Source organism: Cellulomonas gelida (genome assembly GCF_006538725.1).
GTDB lineage: Bacteria > Actinomycetota > Actinomycetes > Actinomycetales > Cellulomonadaceae > Cellulomonas > Cellulomonas gelida.
This window is the reverse complement of sequence record NZ_BJLQ01000014.1, coordinates 64614-85533: the sequence shown is the minus strand read 5'-3', so window position 1 is coordinate 85533 and position 20920 is coordinate 64614. Positions and strand designations below refer to the sequence as shown.

The window sequence follows — 20920 nt, the reverse complement described above, 5'->3', positions numbered from 1 at the left end:
GGCTCGCCCCTCAGGGCGGGCCGCCCGACTCGTACCCAGCGGGGGCCGACGCTCCCGCGTGACGCAGGAGAGGTACTCACGCAATGGCTGACTACACGCTTCCGGACCTGCCCTACGACTACGCGGCCCTCGAGCCGCACATCTCCGGCCGGATCATGGAGCTGCACCACGACAAGCACCACGCGGCCTACGTCACCGGCGCGAACACCGCGCTGGCGAAGCTCGCGGAGGCCCGCGAGTCCGGCGACCTCGCGGCGGTGAACCTGCACGAGAAGAACCTCGCGTTCAACCTCGGCGGCCACGTCAACCACTCCGTGTTCTGGCAGAACCTCTCCCCCGAGGGCGGCGACAAGCCGACCGGCGAGCTCGCCGCGGCGATCGACGAGTTCTTCGGCTCGTTCGACGCGTTCCAGAAGCACTTCGCCGCGAACGCCGTCGGCATCCAGGGCTCGGGCTGGTCGATCCTCGGCTGGGACTCGGTGGGCCAGAAGCTCGCGATCTTCCAGCTGTACGACCAGCAGAGCAACTTCCCGCTCGGCCTCGTGCCGATCGTCGTCCTCGACATGTGGGAGCACGCGTTCTACCTGGACTACGTCAACGTCAAGGCGGACTACGTCAAGGCGTGGTGGAACATCGTCAGCTGGGCCGACGCGGCGGAGCGCTTCGAGCGCGCCCGTTCGCAGACCTCCGGTCTGATCGTCCCCGCGCTCTGATCGCCCCGCAGAGGGCCGTCCGCCACGTGCGGGCGGCCCTCTGCCGTCCCCCGGACGAGACATGATGGGCACATGGGTGTCGTCGCGCGTGAGTCGAGGTTCGCCCTCCCCGAACGGGAGCGGCGGTTCCTCGTCGCGGAAGAGCCACCCCAGGGTGGCGAGTGCCGCGAGATCAGCGACCGCTACCTCGACGGCACCCGGCTGCGTCTGCGCCGCGTCGTGCACCCGTCAGGAGCCCTCGAGCTCAAGCTCACGCAGAAGCTGCCCGGGGACCCGTGGGGACGGTTGACGACGCTGTACCTCGACGAGCCCGAGTACGACGTGCTGGCGGGGTTGCCGGCCGCGACGCTGACCAAGCGCCGCTACCGCGTCGCCGAGTCGTACGACGTCGTCGACGTCTTCGAGGGGGCTCTGACGGGCCTCGTCGTCGCGGAGATCGAGTTCGACGACGAAGGCGCCGCCGAGGCCTACGTCCCGCCGGACGGGTGCGTCGAGGTCACCCGAGACCCGTCGTTCACGGGTGGCGCTCTCGCCCGGGCCGACGCGCCCGCGGTCCTGCGTCGTGCGCACGACCTGCTCGCCCGGACCCTGTGACGCCCGGGCCGAGCCCGCGACGGACGAAGGCCCGACCAGCTGCCTGGTCGGGCCTTCGTGACGAGCTGAGCTCAGCACACGCGCGTCGCGCGTGCGCCTCCGTGCGCGAGTGTCAGTGCGCGTGCTGTCCGCGGGAGAACTCGAACACCCAGCCGACGAGCGCGATCACACCGACGGCCACGCCGATGTAGACGAGCCACCAGCCGACGGCCAGGCCGAGGAACACGATCGCGGCCGAGGCGCCGATCGCCAGGGGCCACCACGACCACGGCGCGTAGACGCCCTGGTCACCGGCGCCCTGCTCGATCTCGCCGTGCTCGTCGTCCTCGGGTCGGGGGTCGATCCGGCGCGCGAGCAGCGCGAAGTACGCGCCGATCATGCCGACCAGGCCACCGACGAGCGGGATGCTCACGGTGCCGACGGGCTCGCCGTCGCTCCACAGCGCATACACGAGCCCCACGGGGAAGAAGAAGAGGACTCCGTAGCCGAAGATCTTGGCCTCGAGCTTCACTTCGTGCCCTCCTCGTCGTCACGTGCGGCGTCCGCCGGGCGGTCCTCGACGATCGTCGCCGTGGACTGCTCGGGCTCGCCGGTCCCGTTCACCACACGCTCGGCGGCGACGGCGGTCTCGCCGCGGCGGTCGGCCTCCCAGTCCAGCGGACCGGGGTTCGGCTCGACGAAGTCCATGGCGGCGACCTCGGGGTGGTGAAGGTCGAACGCGGGACGCTCCGACCGGATGCGCGGCAGCGACGTGAAGTTGTGCCGCGGCGGCGGGCAGGACGTGGCCCACTCGAGCGACGCGCCGTAGCCCCACGGGTCGTCGACGGTCACCTTGGGCGCGTTGCGCGCGGTGGTGTAGACGTTCCAGAAGAACGGCAGCGTGGACGCCGCCAAGATGACCGCGCCGACCGTGGACAGCTGGTTCATCCACGTGAAGCCGTCGGCGACCGCGTAGTCCGCGTACCGGCGAGGCATGCCCACGACGCCGAGCCAGTGCTGCACGAGGAACGTGGTGTGGAAGCCGATGAACAGCGTCCAGAAGTGGATCTTGCCGAGGCGCTCGTCGAGCATCTTCCCGGTGAACTTCGGCCACCAGAAGTAGAAGCCCGCGAACATCGCGAACACGACGGTCCCGAACACCACGTAGTGGAAGTGCGCGACCACGAAGTACGTGTCGGAGATGTGGAAGTCGAGCGCGGGGCTGGACAGGATGATCCCCGTCAGGCCACCGAACAGGAACGTCACGAGGAAGCCGATCGTCCACAGCATCGGTGTCTCGAACGTGAGCTTTCCTCGCCACATCGTGCCGATCCAGTTGAAGAACTTCACACCGGTCGGCACGGCGATGAGCATCGTCATGAAGGCGAAGAACGGCAGGAGCACCGAGCCTGTGACGTACATGTGGTGGGCCCACACGGTCACGGACAGCGCCGCGATCGCGATCGTCGCGTACACGAGTCCCTTGTAGCCGAAGATCGGCTTGCGGCTGAACACCGGCAGGATCTCGGTGATGATGCCGAAGAACGGCAGCGCGATGATGTAGACCTCAGGGTGCCCGAAGAACCAGAACAGGTGCTGCCAGAGCAGCGCGCCGCCGTTCTCGGGGTTGAACACCTGCGCACCGAGCCTGCGGTCGGCGCCGAGCGCGAACAGCGCGGCGGCGAGCGGCGGGAACGCCATGAGGACGAGCAGCGACGTCACGAGAGTGTTCCAGGTGAAGATCGGCATCCGGAACATGGTCATGCCGGGGGCACGCATCGTGACGATCGTCGTGATGAAGTTGACGGCACCCAGGATCGTGCCGAAGCCACCGAGCGCGAGCCCGAACACCCACAGGTCGCCGCCGATCCCCGGTGAGTACACCGTGTTCGACAGCGGGGCGTAGGCGAACCAGCCGAACGAGGCGGCCCCCTGAGGCGTGAGGAAGCCGCCGGCGGCGATGAGCCCGCCGAAGAAGAAGAGCCAGAACGCGAACATGTTCAGTCGCGGGAACGCGACGTCCGGCGCGCCGATCTGCAGCGGCATGATCACGTTCGCGAAGCCCGCGAACAACGGCGTCGCGAACAGCAGCAGCATGATCGTGCCGTGCATCGTGAACGCCTGGTTGTACTGCTCCTTGGACTGGAACACGTCCATGCCGGGCGTGAACAGCTCGGCGCGGATCAGCAGCGCGAGCAGTCCACCGACCACGAACCAGACGAAGCTCGTGATCAGGTACATGTAGCCGATCGTCTTGTGGTCGGTCGAGGTGACCCACTTGACCACGGTGCGACCGAGCGTCTGACGCGACGGCGCCAGACCCGGGATGTTCTCCGCGACCGCGGCCATCAGTCCTCGTCCTCCTGCGTTGCGCTGTTCAGGTCCTGGAGCCGGCTGTACTCGAGACCGAGCGCGCCGGTCTGGCCCTTGTCGCGCAGCTCCTGCATGTGCGCGTCGTACTCGTCGCGCGAGACGACCTTGACGTTGAAGAGCATCGACGAGTGCTCCTCGCCGCAGAGCTCGGCGCACTTGCCGCGGTACAGGCCCTCCTGCTGCGGCGTGATCTGGAAGGAGTTCTCCTTGCCGGGGATCATGTCGAGCTTGTAGAGGAAGGCCGGGACCCAGAACGAGTGGATGACGTCGCGCGAGTCGAGCGTGAAGTGCACGGACTCGCCGACCGGCAGGTAGAGGGTCACCTGGTCGTCGAGGACGCCCTCGGTCGTGCCGACGTTCTGCGCGTGCTCGCCGGTCTCGTACACCTCGTCGTCGAGGTAGTTGATGTCCCAGCTCCACTGCTTGCCGATGACCTGGATGTTGACGTCGGCGTCGGCGGACGTGTCGGTGATCTCGGTCACGTCGCGGTTCGTGAAGTAGAACAGCACGCCGACCATGACGATCGGCAGGATCACGTACATGATCTCGAGCGGCACGTGGTACCGGAGCTGCACGGGCAGGACGTCGTCGTCCTTGCGCTTGCGGTAGACCGCGACGCACCAGAGCATCAGGCCCCACGTGATGAGGCCGACGATGAGGGCGGCGGTCCACGAGCCGACCCACAGGTCCGTGATGCGACCCGTCTGGTTCGTGATCTCGGCGTCCGAGTTGCCAGGCATCCAGCCGCGCTGGACCTGGTCCGAGCAGCCGCTCAGGGCCACAGCAGCGACCGTCGCGATGCCTGCCCACTTCAGGGCCGGGCGCCGCGTCCGGCGGGGGTTTTCCGGGTGCAACGGGCGACCTCTCGCTCACGTCCCCGGCGCGTCGTCCCTGTGACGGGCGCGACACACCTGGGACCTTCGTCCTCGACGCGAGCAGCCTAGCGCGCGAACTGGCTCTCACGTCGCCCGTGACACCCGTTCACGACGCCGTGTCAGCACCGTCACACTCCCCCGCCGGCGCGTTGACCCGTGCGGATACGGTTCTGGGGTGGAGAACGAGCACGACGAGAACACCCGTGCGCCGCGGCGCGTCATGCTCGACGCCGGTGGGCGCGCGCCCCTGCTGCCCGCAGCCCGGGCCGCGTTCGTCGAGGCTCTCGACCAGGGATGGGCCGACCCGCGGCGGCTGCACGCCGAGGGCCGCCGGGCGCGCGCCCTGCTCGACGGGTCCCGGGAGGCGATCGCCGCCGTCGTCGGCGCCCGCACGCAGGACGTCGACCTCGCGCCGTCGCACACGGCCGCGCTGCACGCCGCGGTGCGGATGGTCGCGCGCGGGAGGCGGCGCGTCGGTGCCGACGTCGTGACGAGCGCGGTCGAGCGGTCGGCCGTGCTGCACGCCGCTGAGTTCGTCGCGAGCCGCGGCGAGGGCCGGCACCACACCGTGGGCGTCGACCGGTCGGGCCGGGTCGACGGCGAGGCGTTCGCGCACGCGCTCGCCGCTCCCGGCGTGGTGCTCGCAGCCCTGCAGCACGCGAACGGCGAGGTGGGCACGTTGCAGCCCGTCGCCGCCGCGCACGAGGCGGCGCGCGCGGCCGGCGTGCCCCTGCTCGTCGACGCGGGCGCAAGCCTGGGTCACGTCGACGTCGGGCACGAGTGGGACGTCCTCGCCGCCGACCCGGGCGACTGGGGCGGACCGGGCGGCCTCGGTGTTCTGGTCACGCGCGCCGGCGTGCGTCGGGCGCCCGACTGGCCGCAGGACGAGGACCGGTGGTTCCCCGGCGGGCTGAGCGTCCCGGCGGCTCTCGCGGCGGCGGTCGCGCTGCAGGAGGCGGCCGGGGACGCCGCGCAACGGGCGGACCACCTGCGGCGGCTCGTCGCCGAGATCAGGACCCACGTCGCGCGTCACGTCCCCGACAGCGACGTGGCCGGCGACCCGGTGCACCGGCTCCCCCACGTCCTGACGTTCTCGTGCCTGTACGTCGACGGCGAGGCGATCGTCACGGCGCTCGACCGGCTGGGCTTCGCAGTCGGCTCGGGGTCGGCGTGCACGTCCAGCACGCTCGAGCCGTCGCACGTGCTCGCGGCCATGGGCGTGCTCACGCAGGGCAACGTGCGGGTCGGCCTGCACGCCGGGACGACGCGCGAGGACGTCGCCTCGTTCCTCGCGGTGCTGCCGGGTGTCGTCGCCGAGCTGCGCGCGAGCCTGGGAGTCCTCTAGGACCGTCGTGCGTCTGGCGACCACCGGGGACGACGAAGGCCCGCTCCGTCGCACGGAGCGGGCCTTCGGTCGAGATCAGCTGAACGAGCCGCCGCACGCGCAGGCACTGCCCGCGTTCGGGTTGTCGATCGTGAAGCCCTGCTTCTCGATCGTGTCGGCGAAGTCGATCGTCGCACCCTCGAGGTACGGCACCGACATGCGGTCCACGACGACCTCGACGCCGTCGTAATCGCGCACTGCGTCACCGTCGAGCACGCGCTCGTCGAAGTACAGCTGGTAGATCAGGCCGGAGCAGCCGCCGGGCTGCACGGCGACACGAAGCCGAAGGTCGTCACGACCCTCCTGCTCGAGCAGGCTGCGAACCTTGCTCGCGGCGACGTCGGTGAGGTTCACGCCGTGCGTGGCGACCTCGGTGGTCTCGCTCATGGGCACTCCTGACGGATGACGAACGACTCTCGCAAGGCGCCAACACCGGCATCCCGACGAATGTTCCCGACCAGAGTACGACGTGCTCGCCCGACGCGGCGCGCACGGAGACACATGCCACACGGTCGCCACGGGTTCACGGTCGCCGCGCGGTCAGGGTCGCCGTGCACGCCGCGTCCGGCGCCTCAGGCGGGCGACCAGGTGCGCGCCACGCGCCGGGCTCGCGCGGCGAGCGTGCCGACCGGGTCGGCGAGCGCGAGGGAGACCTCGTCGGGCCGCTCGGCCACGGCGTACGCGCCCGCCAGACCGGCCGCGGAGATCTCGCGACGACCGATCTCGACCTGGCCCGCGACGACGATCGCGGGGACCGCGTGCGGCATCGCGCGTTCGGCGACGAGCGAGGCGACCTTGCCGTGCAGCGACTGCCAGTCGAACCGCCCCTCCCCGGTCACGACGAGGTCGGCCGCCGCGATCCGGGTGTCGAGCCCGACCGCGTCGGCGACGAGCGCCGCACCCGGCACCAGTCGTCCGCCGAGCAGCGACAGCCCGAAGCCGAGCCCGCCGGCGGCACCCGCACCGGGCGCGTGCGTGAGCCGGGTGGCCGCGGAGCGCGCGGGACCGGGTGCCGCGAGGAGGTCGGGCCGCAGCGCGTCGCCGAGGGCGCCGACCGCGATCCGGGAGAACGTCGCGAGCGCACGCTCGAGCGACTGCGCCTGCTCGGGCGTGGCGCCCTTCTGGGGGGCGAAGCCCGCGCTCGCTCCTTGCAGTCCCAGCAGCGGGACGTCGACGTCCGTGGCCACGAGGAGCTCGACCTCACGCCAGTCGGCGCGCAGCGCGGCGAGCCCCGCCAGGTCGTCCGGACGCACGTCGACGAGCGCGCCACCGCCCGTCGCCAGCACGCCGCGCTCGTCGGGCAGCCCGAGCCCTACGAGCAGACCGGCGCCCGCGTCGTTCGTGCCGGACCCGCCGAGCCCGACGACGACGCGCCGGGCACCCGTCGCGCGCGCGGCGGCGAGCAGCGTGCCGAGTCCCCGGCTCGTGGTGCGGGTCGGGTCGCGCCGGTCGTCGGGCACGAGCGCGAGGCCTACGGCGTGTGCCGACTCGACATACGCCGTGCGCCCGGTGACGGGGTGGTCGACGACGAGCAGCGCGGCCGGGGCGGGCACGCCGAGCGGCCCGTCGACGCTCACCGCGACGAGCTCACCGCCGAGCGTCGCCTGCAGCGTCTGCACGAACCCGGGTCCCCCGTCGGACAGGGGACAGACCCGCACGTCGTCGTGCGGGCAGGTCTCGCGCCACGCCTCAGCGATCGCCGCCGCCGCCTGCGCGGACGTCAGGCTCGAGCCGAAGCAGTCGGGGGCCACCAGCACATGCACGACGCGCATCGTCGCACGTGCGCCGCCGCCCGGCCGCGACAGCGACCCCGCGCGACGACGACCGGGCGTGGCCCGGGCGCCGGAGGTCCCCGACGTGCCCCGCGCGCGTTGTGCGAGGATCGGCATCGTGAGCCTGACCACCCCTGGGACGTTCGTGGAGCCCGCGCCCTCGGCCCTGCTCCTGCTCGGCCGCGGCGTCGACCTCGCCTCCGAGCGGGGCGTCGAGTGCGCCGGCGCGCTGCCCTCCCCCAGCGACCCCGACCTCGTCGAACGTGCCCGCGCGGCCCGGGCGGCGCTGGGCGACCGCGCGTTCGTGCTCGGGCACCACTACCAGCGCGACGAGGTCATCGCCTTCGCCGACGTGACGGGTGACTCCTTCAAGCTCGCGCGCGAGGCCGCGGCGCGGCCCGACGCCGAGTTCGTCATCTTCTGCGGCGTGCACTTCATGGCCGAGTCGGCGGACATCCTGACGTCCGAGTCGCAGCAGGTCGTGCTCCCCGACCTCGCGGCGGGCTGCTCGATGGCCGACATGGCCGCGATCGACCAGGTCGAGGACGCGTGGGAGGTGCTCGTCGAGGCGGGCGTCGCCGACGACACGGTGCCCGTGACCTACATGAACTCGACCGCCGCGATCAAGGCGTTCACGGGCCGCCACGGCGGGACGGTCTGCACGTCGTCGAACGCCCACGTCGCGCTGCGCTGGGCGTTCGACAAGGTCGGCGGCGTCGACGGCACCGGCAAGGTGCTGTTCATGCCGGACCAGCACCTGGGGCGCAACACCGCGGTCCAGCAGCTCGGGCTCTCGCTCGACGACTGCGTCGTCTTCGACCCGCGTCGCCCCGGCGGCGGACTGACGACGGCCGAGCTGCGCGACGCGCGCATGATCCTGTGGCGCGGCCACTGCTCGGTGCACGGTCGGTTCTCGGAGCGCAACGTCGCCGACGTGCGCGCGGCCGACCCCGACGTGACGGTCCTGGTGCACCCGGAGTGCAAGCACGAGGTGGTCACCGCGGCCGACATGGTCGGCTCGACGGAGTACATCATCAAGGCGCTCGACGCGGCGCCCGCGGGCTCGTCGTGGGCGATCGGCACCGAGCTCAACCTGGTGCGTCGGCTCGCGGACGCGCACCCGGACAAGAAGATCCACTACCTCGACTCGACGGTGTGCTTCTGCTCGACGATGAACCGGATCGACCTCCCGCACCTCGTGTGGACGATGGAGTCGCTCGTCGCGGGGCGCGTCGTGAACCGGGTCGTCGTCGACCCCGACGACGCGCACTGGGCCCGTGTAGCGCTCGACCAGATGCTCGCGCTGCCCGGCTACTGACCGCGGCGCGCCGACCACCGCTCCCCCGGAGGCCCCGTGAGCACCGGCAAGTCGACCCGGATCGGCCTGTTCGTCTTCGACGCGTGCGAGGAGCTCGACGTCGTCGGGCCGTACGAGGTCCTCGCGTGGTGGGCGCGCCACCTGCGCACGGACACCGAGGTCGTCACGTTCTCGGCCGACGGCGCGGGCGTGCGCTGCGCCAAGGGCCTGCGCCTCGTGCCGGACACCTCCGCCGACGAGCTCGGCCCGCTGCACGTCCTGGTGTACCCCGGCGGGCAGGGCACCCGGGTGCTGCTGCGCGACGACGAGCACCTCGCCTGGGTGCGCCGGATGCGCGCGTCGACCCCGCTCATGACGAGCGTGTGCACCGGGTCGCTGGTCTACGCCGCGGCCGGGCTGCTCGCGGGGCGGCCCGCCACCACGCACCGGCGCGCGTTCGAGGAGCTCGCCGCGATCGACCCCAGCGTGCAGCAGGACCAGGTCGCCCGGTTCGTCGACGACGGCGACGTGGTCACCTCCGCGGGTGTCTCCGCGGGCATCGACATGGCCCTGCACCTCGTCGCGCGGCTCGACTCGGTCGCGAACGCGCGCGTCGTCAGGCGAGGCATCGAGTACGACCCGCTGCCGCCGGTCTAGTGCGAGGCTCGGCGTCGCCCCGCTCGGGTCGCGAGGTACTGATGAGTAACATCACGACGTGATCCGCACACTCCAGCTCGCGGCGGCCACGTTCCGTCCCCGTCGCGCGGTCCCCGGTCAGGACCTGCTCAGCCCCTCGGTCACGCGCATGCGCGTGCACCTGTCGGACCTGGACCTGTACCGCCACGTGAACAACGGCATCTACCTGCAGTGCATGGACGTCGCACGCTCGAACTTCCTCGCCGACCTCGGCGCGTTCGACGCGCTCAACGAACGCGGCTGGTATCCGGTCGTGGCCGCGCAGACCATCAAGTACCGCCGGTCCTTGACGTTCCGCCAGAGGTTCGAGATCACGACGACCGTTCTCGGCTGGGACGAGCGCGTCGTCTACCTCGAGCAGGCCTTCTCCCGTGCAGGACGCGACGGCGCCCCCGAGCACGTGGCGCGCGGGATCGTCGCCGGGCGTTTCCTCGCGCGGGACGGCGCGCGCGTGAGTGGCCCGGAGGTGGTCGAGCTCATCGTCGGCGCGCCGATGCCCAGCCCGACGCTGCCCGAGGACGTCGCGTCGTGGGCGCGGGCGGTGGACGTCGCGGCGCGCTGACGCCGCCCGCTCACCTCACGGCACCGCGTCGATCGCGCGCCGCACCGCCTCGACCGTACGGCGCACCTGCCCCGCGTCGGTCCAGGCGTTGCTCACCGAGAACCGCAGCACGGTGCGGTCGTGCCAGCGCGACGTCGAGGCGTAGACCTCGCCCTGTGCGCGCAGGGCGTCGGCGACCGCGGCGGTGCGCTCGTCGGCGCCGAACGTGACGCACACCTGGGTGTAGACGACGTCGTTGAGGATCTCGACCCCGGCGAGCCTCCCCAGCTCGTCGGCCAGGAGCGCTGCCGCGGCCACGAGGCCGTCGACGAGTGCGGCGACGCCCGACCGCCCCAGCGCGGCGAGCGTCGCCCACACGGGGACGCCGCGTGCGCGGCGGGACATCTCCGGCACGAGCGTCCACGGGTCCAGCCCGGACGCCGTCGCGACGAGGTAGCTCGCCTGCGCGCCGAGCGCCGCGACGGCGTCCGCGGGGTGGGCGACGAACGAGACGCCGCAGTCGTACGGCGTGTTGAGGGTCTTGTGCGCGTCGGTCGCCCAGGAGTCCGCGCGCGCGAGGCCCGCCGCGAGGTGGGTCAGTCGCGGCGTCGCCGCGGCCCAGAGCCCGAACGCGCCGTCGACGTGCGCCCACGCGCCGTGCCGGTGCGCCGCGTCGGATGCGGCACCGACGTCGTCGAACGCGCCGGAGTGCAGGTTGCCCGCCTGCAGCACGACGATCGTGGGGTCCGACGACCGCGCGAGCTCGGCCTCGAGCGCCGCGACGTCGATGCGGCCCTCGCGGTCCGCCGGGACGAGGGTCGCCGCGCCCAGGCCCAGGTACCGCAGCGCGAGGTCGACCGACCCGTGCCGCTCGGCGCCCGCGAGCACCCGGACGCGTGGCGCACCCCCGAGACCGTGCGCCTCGACGTCCCACCCGGCGTCGGCCAGCACGCGGTGGCGCGCGGCGGCCAGGCCCGCGAGGTTCGCGGTGGTCGCTCCCGTGGTGAACCCGACGCTCGCGGTGGCAGGCAGCCCGAGCAGGTCGAGCAGCCAGCGGCCCGCGAGCTCCTCGACGGCCGAGGTGCCCGGCATCGGCTCGCGCATCGCCGCGTTCTGATCCCACGCCGTCACGAGCCAGTCGGCCGCGACCGCCACCGGGTGCGTGCCGCCGATGACCCACCCGTAGAAGCGCGGCGACTGGCTCGCGATCAGCGCGGGCTCGACTGCGTCAGCGAGCCGTCCCACGACGGCGGCGGGGTCCTGCCCGGCCTCGGGCAGCACGCGGCCGAGGCGGTCCTGGACCGCGTCCACGCCGGTCGCCGGGGCGACGTGGCGTTCAGGCACGGCCTCGAGCCACGCGACGGCACGGGCGAAGGCGAGGTCGAGCGGGCGCTGCGCATCGGGCTCCATGCCCACCAGGAGCCGCGTGCGGCCCGCGTGATGCATACGGGCCGCACTCGGCTCCGCGGCGAGGTCGGGACGGCTCAGGCCGGGCGGCGCGTCCGGGTCAGCGGGCGAGGCGGTCCAGCAGCAGCGCCTCGGCCAGCACGACCTTCTCGAGCTCACCGAGGTGCACGGACTCGTTGGCGCCGTGCGCACGCGAGTCGGGGTCCTCTACGCCCGTCACGAGGATCGCGGCGTCGGGCCGCAGCTCGAGCAGGTCGGCGATGAACGGGATCGACCCACCGATGCCGATGTCCACCGGGTCGGTGCCCCATGCCTGTGCGAACGCCCACCGCGCGACCCGCATCGCGGCGGAGTCGTCGGGCGCCTGGAACGGCTTGCCCTGCTCGCCCTCGCGCACCGTGACGTGCGCGCCGAACGGTGCGTGCCCCTCGAGGTGGCTGCGCACGGCCGCCATCGCCTGCGCGGGGTCGCTGCCGGGCGCGATCCGCACCGACAGCTTGGCGGTCGCGCGCGGGGCGATGGTGTTGGAGGCGCTCGCGACGCGCGTCGCGTCGAAGCCGATCACGCTGATCGCGGGTCGCGTCCACATGCGGGCCGTGAGCGGGCCGGTCCCGGCCAGCTGCACGCCGTCCAGCACGCCCGCGTCCGCGCGGAACGCCGCCTCGTCGTAGTCGACGGCAGGGTCGGGCGCGTGCTGCAGCCCTGCGACCGCGACGTCACCGTTCTCGTCGTGCAGCGTCGCGATCAGGCGCGCGAGCAGCGTGGGCGCGTCGAGCACCGGACCGCCGTACATGCCCGAGTGGATCGCGTGGTCGAGCGCCGCGACCTCGACCTCGAGGTCGACCAGCCCGCGCAGCGACGTCGTGAGCGCCGGCACCCCGACGGCCCAGTTCGACGAGTCCGCGACCACCATGACGTCGGCCGACAGCTCGTCGCGGTGCGCCCGCAGGAAGTCGCCGAACGTGGGCGAGCCGATCTCCTCCTCACCCTCGACGAACACGACGAGGCCGACGCCGAGCTCGTCGCCGAGCACCCGGAGCGCACCGAGGTGCGCGACGATGCCGGCCTTGTCGTCCGCCGCCCCGCGCCCGTACAGACGGCCGTCGCGCTCGACGGGCTCGAACGGAGGCGTCTGCCACTCGGCCTCGTCACCGGGCGGCTGCACGTCGTGGTGCGCGTACAGCAGCACCGTCGGAGCTCCCTCGCGTCCCGGCCGGGTCGCGAGCACGGCGGGTCGACCACGGCGGCCGTCCGCCCCCGCGACGTGCAGCACGCGCACGTCCTCGATGCCCGCGCCGCGCAGCAGGTCGGCGACGTGCGCCGCGCTCACCGCGACGTGCCCCTGGTCGAACTCGGCGTTCGACACGCTCGGGATCCGCACGAGCGTCTCGAGCTCGGCGCGCAGCGCGGGGAAGGCCGCTGCGGTGCGGTCGCGCAGCTCCGCGACCCGCTCAGGAGAGGGAACGGTGGTGATGTCGTCGTCGGTCACGGCGAGTCACGCTACTCGACTACCCTGAGGGGGTGTTCGGACGCCGCAACGACCCCGTGACGACCTCGACCCCGGCCGACGACGAGCTGCCTGTCGGCATCGTCGAGGACAGCCGCAAGGGCCGCCCTACGCCCAAGCGCAAGGAGGCCGAGGCCGCGAACAAGCGTCCCCTCGTCCCGGCCGACCGCCAGAGCGCCACCAAGGCCGCGCGCCAGGCCCAGCGGGAGCAGCGCGACCGCGAGTACAAGGCCATGCAGACGGGCGACGAGAGCGCGATGCCGGTCCGCGACCGCGGTCCCCTGCGCCGGTACGTCCGCGACTACGTCGACGCGCGGTTCAACCTCGGCGAGTTCTTCCTGCCGATCGCGGCCGTCTGCCTCGTCGTGCAGCTGTCGTTCGCGCAGATCAACGCCGCCGTCTCCATCATCGCCCTGTTCGGCCTGTACCTGTACGTCGTGGCCGCGATCATCGACGGCGCGGTGCTCTGGTTCCGGCTCAAGCGCCGGATCGTCGCGAAGTTCGGTGCCGTTCCGCGCGGCACGCTCATGTACGCCGTGATGCGCGCCTTCCAGCTGCGCCGTTCGCGCCTGCCGAAGCCCCAGGTCAAGCGCCGCGCGTACCCCGAGTGACGATCTTCACTCGTCGTCCCTGACGGTGCGGGAGCCCACCGCCCCTGTGCCTAGGGTGGAGTCATGGTCAACTACCGCTACCTGGGACGCTCGGGACTCAAGGTCACCGAGATCATCTACGGCAACTGGCTCACGCACGGGTCGCAGGTCGAGAACGACACCGCGACGGCGTGCGTGCGCGCCGCGCTCGACGCGGGCATCACGACGTTCGACACCGCCGACGTGTACGCCAACACCGCCGCCGAGACGGTGCTCGGCGAGGCCCTGAAGGGCGAGCGTCGCGAGAGCCTCGAGGTCCTCACGAAGGTCTACTGGCCGACCGGCCCCAAGGGCGCCAACGACTCGGGCCTGTCGCGCAAGCACATCCACGAGTCGATCAACGGCTCGCTGCGGCGCCTCCAGACCGACTACGTCGACGTCTACCAGGCGCACCGCTGGGACCACGCGACGCCGCTCGAGGAGACGATGGTGGCGTTCGCCGACGTCGTCCGTCAGGGCAAGGCCCTGTACATCGGCGTGAGCGAGTGGACGGCCGACCAGATCCGTGCGGGCGCCGCGCTCGCGCGCGAGCTGCGCATCCCCCTGGTCTCGAGCCAGCCCCAGTACTCGATGCTGTGGCGCGTCATCGAGGAGGAGGTCGTACCCGCCTCGCGCGAGGAGGGCCTGTCCCAGATCGTCTGGTCGCCGGTCGCGCAGGGCGTGCTCACCGGCAAGTACCTGCCCGGCCAGCCGGCCCCGGAGGGCTCGCGCGGCACGGACGCCAAGGGCGGCGCGCGCATGATCGGCAGCTTCCTGGAGGACCAGACGATCCTCGAGCGCGTGCAGGGGCTGCGGCCCGTCGCCGACGAGCTCGGCCTCACGATGGCCCAGCTTGCCGTGGCCTGGGTGCTGCAGAACGACAACGTCGCCGCGGCGATCATCGGCGCGTCGCGCCCCGAGCAGGTCGCCGAGAACGTCAAGGCGTCCGGCGTGACGATCCCGGCCGAGCTGCTGGCGCGGATCGACGAGGTCCTGGGCGACAGCGTCGTGCGCGACCCGGCCGAGACCGTGAAGTCCTCGCCTGCCACGCGCTGACGCACCGCGGACGACGCGCTGACGGGCCGGCCCGGCGCCGGTCCGTCAGCGCACGGGAGCGCGGTCCGGCTCGTCGGGCAGGACCTGCGCACCTGTCGTCGGCGTCGTGGTGCCGGTGACGCTCAGCCGCGGCAGCAGCACGTGCACGAGCGGCCCGACGAGCAGTGCGTACGCGACGGTGCCAACGCCGAAGCGCCCGCCGAGCAACATCCCGGTGAGCACCACGACGACCTCGATCGAGGTCCGCACGAGCGCGACCGAGCGGCCCGTGCGCGCCACGAGACCGGTCATGAGCCCGTCCCTCGGCCCCGGACCGAGGCCCGCGCCGACGTAGAGAGCGGTCGCCAGGGCGTTGAGCGCGATGCCCGCGACCACGACGAGGACTCGCACCGGCAGCGGGACGTCCGCCAGGCCGCCGAACAGCGCGAGGAACGGGTCGACGAGCACGCCGATCACGAGGACGTTCGCGATCGTGCCGAAGCCCGGGCGCTGCCGCAGCGGGATCCAGCACGCGAGGACGAGCGCGCTGAGCACGAGCGTGACCGTGCCGAACGACGCGCCCGTGCGTCGGGCGACGCCCTGGCTCAGCACGTCCCACGGCATGTTGCCGAGCTCCGCGCAGACGAGCAACGCGATCGACACCGCGTACAGCACGAGGCCGAGCGCGAGGCGAACGAGCCGGCGGCCGGCGGGTGCGGGGATCACGGCTTCATCCTGACGGACGCGGACACCGACGTGCTGCGCGGCACCTCGAGCGAGGTGCCCTCAGCCCAGTCGCGCACCACAGGCCGGGCGGTGCGCCCGTCACCCCGGATCGTTGCTACCAGAGAGGCCATCAGGGCGACCACCACCATCACCGACATCATCCACACCCACATGACCGCCAATCTGGTGCGTCCTGGCTATACATTCCATAGCCATTGATGCAACAGTGGCTTCATGACCTCGACCGCCACGCGCGCCGAGCCGCCGCTGACGAGCGACCGCCGCGTCTCGGGCCACGGCGTCCGCTCGATCATCGGCTCGTGGTCGCGGCCGGGTGCCGCCTACGGTGCACTCGCGGACGCGCTGCGCCAGGCGGTCCTGTCCGGCGCTCTCCCGCTGCGCACGCGGCTGCCCAGCGAACGTGAGCTCGCCGAGGCCCTCGGGGTCTCGCGCACGACCACCACCGCGGCGTACGACACCCTGCGCGACGAGGGCTACCTCACCTCGCGCCGCGGGTCGGGCACCGTCACCACGCTCCCCACGCGCCTGCCCTCGACGACGGGCCAGTTCCGCGCGGCCCAGGGCGCCGACGACCTCGTCGACCTCACCACCGCCGCTCCGTTCGCCCCCGACGAGCTGCACGCCGCGGTCCGCGACGCGCTCGACCTGCTCCCCCGCTACCTGCCCACCACGGGCTACTTCCCCGGTGGCCTGCCCGAGCTCCGCGCGGCGATCGCGGCGCGCTACACCGAGCGCGGGACGCCGACCACGCCCGACCAGGTGCTCGTCACCACGGGCGGGCAGGAGGCCATCCACCTGCTCGTCGGCGCCCACGCCGGCCCGGGCGACCGCGTGCTGCTCGAGCACCCGACCTACCCGCACGCGATCGACGCCGTCCGCGCCGCCTCCGCGCGGCCCGTGGTCGTGCCGTCCGGTCCCGACGGCATCGACCTCGACCTGTTCGCGTCGACACTGCGGCAGGCGTCCCCGCGGCTGGCCTATCTCATCCCCGACCACCGCAACCCGACGGGCACGTCTCTGAGCGCGGACGCGCGCGCGCAGGTGCGCGAGCTGGCCGACCGCACGCGCACGCTGGTCGTCGGCGACGAGGCGCTCACCGACCTCACGCTCGAGGGGCCCGATCCCGCGTCGTTCGCCGGGGACGGGACGTCCCCGCACGTCGCGTGCCTCGGCTCGGCGTCCAAGGGCTACTGGGGCGGGCTGCGCATCGGGTGGGTGCGCGGGCACCGCGACCTCGTGGGGCGGCTGACGGTGCACCGCGGCCACGTCGACATCGGCTCGTCGGTCCTCGACCAGCTCGTCGTCGCACGCCTGCTCGCCGACCGTGACGCCGTGCTCGCACGCCGCCGCCAGCAGCTGCGCGAGCGCCGCGACCTCGTGCGCGCGCTGATCGCCCAGCGGCTGCCGTCGTGGACCCCGAACCGTCCGGCGGGCGGGCTGTCGCTGTGGGTCGACCTGGGTGCCCCGGTGTCGTCCGCGCTCGCCGCGCTCGCACCGCGGCACGGCGTGCGCGTCGCGGCCGGACCGGCGTTCGGCGTCGAGCCCGGCCTCGAGCGCTACCTGCGCGTGCCGTTCACCGAGCCGCCGGACCGGCTCGAGCTGGCCGTGGACGGCCTCGCCCGTGCCTGGGCGGAGCTGGGCGTGGACGACGACGTGCGCGCGTCGTCACCCACCGGCTCGCTCGTCGTCGTGTGACGGACGCGCGTCAGGCCTGCGGGAAGGCGATCGTCGGACCGACCCCGCGCTCCTCGTGCCGCAACGACGCCGCGACCACGCCCTGCGCGGCGAGCGCGCGCCAGTGCTCCCCGAGCCACTGCTCGGCGTCATAGCGGTTGCCGAACACCGGGCTCACCGGACGGTCGACCGGTCCGGCCCCGTCCTCGAGGCGCCACTCCCACTGCGGCCGCAGCGTCATCGCACCACCGCCGCCCGCGTGCGCCGCGCGTCGGCTGCGAGTGCCCTGCCGATGCGGGCGGCCCACGCCGGGCCCTGGTAGATGAACCCCGTGTAGCCCTGCACGAGGGTCGCGCCGACCGCGAGGTACTCGCGCGCGTCGGCGGCCGTCGTGATGCCGCCCACCCCGATGATCACCGCGTCGCGGCCGAGCCGGGTGCGCAGCCGGGCCACTACGTCGAGCCCGCGTGCGAGCACGGGCGGGCCGGACAGGCCACCGGGGCCGAGGTCGTGCGCGATCGTCGTGTTGACCGCGACGACGCCGTCCAGGCCGAGCTCGGCGGCGAGGTCGGCGACCGCGTCGACGTCCTCGTCGGACAGGTCCGGCGCGATCTTGACCAGCAGCGGGACGGGGGCGACCGCGGCGCGCGTCGTCGCCTCGTCGGCCGCCTCCCGCACCGCTTCGAGGATCGGCCGCAGCGCCTCGACCGACTGCAGGTCGCGCAGGCCGGGGGTGTTCGGCGACGAGACGTTCACGACGAGGTAGTCGGCGTACGCCGCGAGGCGGCCCGCGCTCGTGGCGTAGTCGATCGCCGCGTGCTCGGCGGGCGTGACCTTCGTCTTGCCGATGTTCACGCCGACCACGAGCCGCCGGCCGTGCGGCGTCGACCGCAGGCGCTCGAGCCTGCGCGCCACCACCTGCGAGCCCTCGTTGTTGAAGCCCATGCGGTTGCGCAGCGCACGCCGGTCGAGCACGCGCCACAGGCGCGGCTTGTCGTTACCCGGCTGCGCGTGTGCGGTGACGGTCCCGATCTCGACGAACGAGAAGCCCAGCATCGCGAGGCCCTCGACAGCCCGGGCGTTCTTGTCGAACCCTGCCGCGAGACCGAACCGACCGGGGAAGGCCCGGCCCCACACGTGCGTGGCGCCCGTGGCCGGGACCGCGAACACGCGGCCGACGACGGCGCGCAGGCCGGGGACGCGCCCCACGAATCCGATCAGCGAGAACGCGACCTCGTGCGCGCGCTCGGGATCCATGCGGCGGAAGACCAGGTCGAACAGGAGGCGGTACACGCGCTCACCCTACGGTCGCGGCGCCCGTCGAGGAGGGGCTGTCCGGTGCACGGCCGGTCCGCCACAGCCACCACAACCCGACGAACGGCAGGACGAGCGGCACGTAGCCGTAGCCCGCGCCGAACTGCGACCACACGGTCTCGTCGGGGAAGTCGCCGACGTCGACCACGGACAGCGTGCCCACCACCAGCACCCCGAGCAGCTCGAAGCCGACCGTGGCCCACGCGAGGCGGCGCAGGTCGCGGGCCAGGGCGATCGTCGCGACGACGTAGACGATGCCGGCGAGCAGCGACAGCAGGTACGCGAGCGGCGCCTCGTCGAGCTTGGTGGTCACCTGGTACAGACCGCGGGCGGTCGCCGCCAGCGCCAGGACGCCGTAGACGGCGACCAGGAGGCGCCCGCCGCCGGTACCGGTGGGACGCGTGGCGCGCGCGACGTCGGTCACAGGGTCCCCCAGATCTGCAGGAGCCGGAGCTGCAGGAAGGCGACCGTGAACGTCGCCACGAGCAGGACGACCGAGCTCCAGCGCGTGCGCTCCGCGAACGCCCACGCAGCGGCGATCGGCAGCACGACGAGCTGCGTCACGACGTAGCCCCACAGGAGCACGCCGTCGACGCCGTGGTCACCCGTGGCCTGCACGATCGCCAGGACCACGGCCTGCACGACGAGGGCACCCTCGACCACCGCGCCGCCCCAGAGCTGGCGCAGGACCACCGCGCGGTCGGCGACGACGAACCACAGCGCCCACCCCGCGAGGGCGGCGCACAGGAGCGCGACGAGCAGCGAGAGGACGACGGTCACGGCTGCACAACCTACCCGCCGGCGACCACCGTCCGGCGTCGCGACGCGAGACGGCCCGGCCATGCGTCCCGTGGTCCCGGGCGCTCGCGCGGTTACGATCGGGGGCGTGATCTCGCTGACCTCGAAGAACCCCGCCCAGCTCGCCGTCGACGCCGTCGTGGTCGCCGTCCGGCCCCGAGGCAACGCGGTCGACGCGGTCGACGCCGCGTGGCTGCCCAAGGAGCTCACACAACTCCTCGCGCGCGACGCCGCGCGGCTCGGCATCACGGGTGCGGTCGACGAGGTGCGCCGCATCCCGGGCATCGGGTTGAAGGCGTCCACGCTCGTGCTCACGGGCGTCGGCGAGACCGAGCTCGACGGGTCGGACGCGGGCCGCGAGGCGCTGCGTCGCGCCGCCGGCGCCGCGACGCGCGAGCTCGCCGGGCTCGAGTCCGTCGCCGTCGCGCTCCCGACGCCGGACGCCGGCGCGGTCGGCGCGGTGGCCGAGGGCGCGCTGCTCGGCGCGTACGCGTTCAGCCGCTACCACGCGCTGCACGCCGCACCCGTCGCGCGTGTCGAGGTCGTCACCGACCGGACGCGCGAGCGCGCCGCGCAGGACGCGGTGGCGCGTGCCGAGGTCGTGGCGGCCGCGGTCCACGCCACGCGCGACCTGGTGAACACCGCCCCCAACGACCTGTACCCCTCCGCGTTCGCCGACGAGGCGAAGGCCGCGGTCAAGCAGGCGGGCGCCAAGAACCTCAAGGTCACCGTGCTCGACGAGAAGGCGCTCGCCTCGGGCGGGTACGGCGGCCTGGTCGGCGTCGGACAGGGTTCGGTCCGTCCGCCGCGGCTCGTGCGCGTCTCCTACTCCCCCGCCAAGCCGCGCGCGACCGTCGCGCTCGTCGGCAAGGGCATCACGTTCGACTCGGGCGGCATCTCGATCAAGCCCGCCGCGGGCATGGAGGCCATGAAGTCCGACATGGCGGGAGCGGCGGCCGTGCTGCACACCGTCGTCGCGGCGGCCAAGCTCGGCCTGCCGGTCGCCGTCACCGGCTGGCTCTGCCTGGCCGAGAACATGCCGTCGGGCACGGCCCAGCGCCCGTCCGACGTGCTCACCATCCGGGGCGGCACGACCGTCGAGGTCCTCAACACCGACGCCGAGGGCCGGCTCGTGATGGCCGACGGCCTGGTCGCGGCGCTCGAGGAGAAGCCGGACGTGGTGCTGGACATCGCGACCCTCACGGGCGCGCAGGTCGTCGCGCTCGGTCACCGTGTCTCGGCCGTGATGGGTACCGAGGACGCACGCGCTCAGGTGGTCGACGCCGCGACGGCCTCGGGCGAGCTGTTCTGGCCGATGCCGCTGCCGGACGAGCTGCGCGCGGGCCTGAAGTCGAAGGTCGCGGACATCGCGAACATCGGCGAGCGCTGGGGCGGGATGCTCTCCGCCGGCGTCTTCCTGCGCGAGTTCGTCGGCGAGTCCCCCTGGGCGCACCTCGACATCGCGGGACCCGCGTTCAACGAGCGCACCGCGCACGACTACACGCCCGTCGGCGGCACCGGGGTCGGTGTGCGCACGCTGCTCGCCTTCGTGGAGTCGCGCGCCTGAGCTCGTCGCGAACTGCCC

General features: G+C 73.0%; 23 protein-coding genes. 10 read left to right on the top strand and 13 right to left on the bottom strand.

Features of this window, described 5'->3' with window-relative positions; all coding sequences use genetic code 11:
* Positions 1-83 precede the first annotated feature (83 nt).
* Both CGE01nite_RS08520 and CGE01nite_RS08515 read left to right on the top strand, forming a co-directional pair.
* The gene (locus CGE01nite_RS08520) at positions 84-713 is read left to right on the top strand and encodes a superoxide dismutase (protein WP_048343489.1); all 630 of its coding nucleotides are present in this window, start codon (positions 84-86) and stop codon (positions 711-713) included.
* Positions 714-785: 72 nt separating this feature from the next.
* Entirely contained in the window at positions 786-1307 is a 522-nt protein-coding gene (locus CGE01nite_RS08515; RefSeq protein WP_048343488.1) for a CYTH domain-containing protein, read from the top strand.
* A 112-nt stretch (positions 1308-1419) separates the two neighbouring features.
* Here the strand turns inward: CGE01nite_RS08515 and CGE01nite_RS08510 are convergent, their stop codons facing one another.
* Genes CGE01nite_RS08510 through ctaC form a run of 3 tightly spaced genes read right to left on the bottom strand, consistent with a single transcriptional unit; the run spans position 1420 to position 4513 of the window.
* Positions 1420-1818, bottom strand: a complete 399-nt coding sequence (locus CGE01nite_RS08510; protein WP_048343487.1) for a cytochrome c oxidase subunit 4 — start codon at positions 1816-1818, stop codon at positions 1420-1422.
* Positions 1815-3635 carry an aa3-type cytochrome oxidase subunit I gene (ctaD, locus tag CGE01nite_RS08505; protein ID WP_048343486.1) on the bottom strand — a complete coding sequence of 607 codons (1821 nt, stop codon included), beginning with the start codon at positions 3633-3635 and terminating at the stop codon, positions 1815-1817. Before ctaD ends, CGE01nite_RS08510 begins: the two co-directional genes overlap by 4 nt.
* Positions 3635-4513 (bottom strand): aa3-type cytochrome oxidase subunit II, encoded by an 879-nt coding sequence (gene ctaC / locus CGE01nite_RS08500; protein WP_141370248.1) that lies wholly within the window; start codon positions 4511-4513, stop codon positions 3635-3637. Before ctaC ends, ctaD begins: the two co-directional genes overlap by 1 nt.
* A 196-nt stretch (positions 4514-4709) precedes the next feature.
* Between ctaC and CGE01nite_RS08495 the strand changes: the two genes are divergently transcribed.
* Positions 4710-5879, top strand: coding sequence for a cysteine desulfurase family protein (locus CGE01nite_RS08495; protein ID WP_307722638.1), 1170 nt, complete (start codon positions 4710-4712; stop codon positions 5877-5879).
* Positions 5880-5954: 75 nt separating this feature from the next.
* On the opposite strand, the gene erpA is transcribed toward CGE01nite_RS08495, so the two are convergent.
* Positions 5955-6305 (bottom strand): iron-sulfur cluster insertion protein ErpA, encoded by a 351-nt coding sequence (gene erpA / locus CGE01nite_RS08490; protein ID WP_141370246.1) that lies wholly within the window; start codon positions 6303-6305, stop codon positions 5955-5957.
* Between the two features lie 185 nt (positions 6306-6490).
* A complete protein-coding gene (locus CGE01nite_RS08485) occupies positions 6491-7690 on the bottom strand; it encodes a glycerate kinase family protein (protein ID WP_141370244.1) in 1200 nt (399 codons plus the stop codon).
* 118 nt (positions 7691-7808) lie between these two features.
* Between CGE01nite_RS08485 and nadA the strand changes: the two genes are divergently transcribed.
* Genes nadA through CGE01nite_RS08470 form a run of 3 tightly spaced genes read left to right on the top strand, consistent with a single transcriptional unit; the run spans position 7809 to position 10245 of the window.
* The gene (gene nadA / locus CGE01nite_RS08480) at positions 7809-9008 is read left to right on the top strand and encodes a quinolinate synthase NadA (RefSeq protein ID WP_048341509.1); all 1200 of its coding nucleotides are present in this window, start codon (positions 7809-7811) and stop codon (positions 9006-9008) included.
* 36 nt (positions 9009-9044) lie between these two features.
* On the top strand, positions 9045-9644 hold the full coding sequence (locus tag CGE01nite_RS08475) for a DJ-1/PfpI family protein (RefSeq protein ID WP_141370242.1): 600 nt from the start codon (positions 9045-9047) through the stop codon (positions 9642-9644).
* Between the two features lie 58 nt (positions 9645-9702).
* Positions 9703-10245 carry an acyl-CoA thioesterase gene (locus tag CGE01nite_RS08470; protein ID WP_141370240.1) on the top strand — a complete coding sequence of 181 codons (543 nt, stop codon included), beginning with the start codon at positions 9703-9705 and terminating at the stop codon, positions 10243-10245.
* 15 nt (positions 10246-10260) lie between these two features.
* On the opposite strand, the gene CGE01nite_RS08465 is transcribed toward CGE01nite_RS08470, so the two are convergent.
* Positions 10261-11634 (bottom strand): pyridoxal phosphate-dependent decarboxylase family protein, encoded by a 1374-nt coding sequence (locus tag CGE01nite_RS08465; RefSeq protein WP_141370238.1) that lies wholly within the window; start codon positions 11632-11634, stop codon positions 10261-10263.
* A gap of 97 nt (positions 11635-11731) precedes the next feature.
* Positions 11732-13120: a dipeptidase gene (locus CGE01nite_RS08460; protein WP_141370236.1), complete on the bottom strand. Its 1389-nt coding sequence runs from the start codon at positions 13118-13120 to the stop codon at positions 11732-11734.
* A gap of 32 nt (positions 13121-13152) precedes the next feature.
* Here CGE01nite_RS08460 and CGE01nite_RS08455 point away from each other — a divergent pair, with 32 nt between their 5' ends.
* Positions 13153-13749: a DUF3043 domain-containing protein gene (locus CGE01nite_RS08455; protein ID WP_053071494.1), complete on the top strand. Its 597-nt coding sequence runs from the start codon at positions 13153-13155 to the stop codon at positions 13747-13749.
* A 63-nt stretch (positions 13750-13812) separates the two neighbouring features.
* Positions 13813-14823: an aldo/keto reductase family protein gene (locus CGE01nite_RS08450; protein WP_048341506.1), complete on the top strand. Its 1011-nt coding sequence runs from the start codon at positions 13813-13815 to the stop codon at positions 14821-14823.
* 45 nt (positions 14824-14868) lie between these two features.
* Here the strand turns inward: CGE01nite_RS08450 and yczE are convergent, their stop codons facing one another.
* Entirely contained in the window at positions 14869-15528 is a 660-nt protein-coding gene (gene yczE, locus CGE01nite_RS08445; protein ID WP_048341505.1) for a membrane protein YczE, read from the bottom strand.
* Positions 15525-15701 (bottom strand): hypothetical protein, encoded by a 177-nt coding sequence (locus CGE01nite_RS16955; RefSeq protein WP_156186509.1) that lies wholly within the window; start codon positions 15699-15701, stop codon positions 15525-15527. The genes yczE and CGE01nite_RS16955 overlap by 4 nt, the downstream gene beginning before the upstream one ends.
* Positions 15702-15762: 61 nt before the next feature.
* Here CGE01nite_RS16955 and yczR point away from each other — a divergent pair, with 61 nt between their 5' ends.
* Complete coding sequence (gene yczR, locus CGE01nite_RS08440; protein WP_053071493.1) at positions 15763-17244, top strand: MocR-like transcription factor YczR; 1482 nt, start codon at positions 15763-15765, stop codon at positions 17242-17244.
* 10 nt (positions 17245-17254) lie between these two features.
* On the opposite strand, the gene CGE01nite_RS08435 is transcribed toward yczR, so the two are convergent.
* Genes CGE01nite_RS08435 through CGE01nite_RS08420 form a run of 4 tightly spaced genes read right to left on the bottom strand, consistent with a single transcriptional unit; the run spans position 17255 to position 19317 of the window.
* Positions 17255-17464 carry a hypothetical protein gene (locus tag CGE01nite_RS08435; protein WP_048341504.1) on the bottom strand — a complete coding sequence of 70 codons (210 nt, stop codon included), beginning with the start codon at positions 17462-17464 and terminating at the stop codon, positions 17255-17257.
* Positions 17461-18516, bottom strand: coding sequence for a quinone-dependent dihydroorotate dehydrogenase (locus tag CGE01nite_RS08430; RefSeq protein ID WP_141370234.1), 1056 nt, complete (start codon positions 18514-18516; stop codon positions 17461-17463). The genes CGE01nite_RS08435 and CGE01nite_RS08430 overlap by 4 nt, the downstream gene beginning before the upstream one ends.
* Before the next feature lie 4 nt (positions 18517-18520).
* Positions 18521-18961: a hypothetical protein gene (locus CGE01nite_RS08425; protein ID WP_141370232.1), complete on the bottom strand. Its 441-nt coding sequence runs from the start codon at positions 18959-18961 to the stop codon at positions 18521-18523.
* The gene (locus CGE01nite_RS08420; protein ID WP_048341501.1) at positions 18958-19317 is read right to left on the bottom strand and encodes a hypothetical protein; all 360 of its coding nucleotides are present in this window, start codon (positions 19315-19317) and stop codon (positions 18958-18960) included. Before CGE01nite_RS08420 ends, CGE01nite_RS08425 begins: the two co-directional genes overlap by 4 nt.
* A gap of 61 nt (positions 19318-19378) precedes the next feature.
* On the opposite strand from CGE01nite_RS08420, the gene CGE01nite_RS08415 reads away from it, so the two are divergent.
* Positions 19379-20902 (top strand): leucyl aminopeptidase, encoded by a 1524-nt coding sequence (locus tag CGE01nite_RS08415; RefSeq protein ID WP_048341500.1) that lies wholly within the window; start codon positions 19379-19381, stop codon positions 20900-20902.
* The last annotated feature ends 18 nt before the right edge of the window (positions 20903-20920 follow it).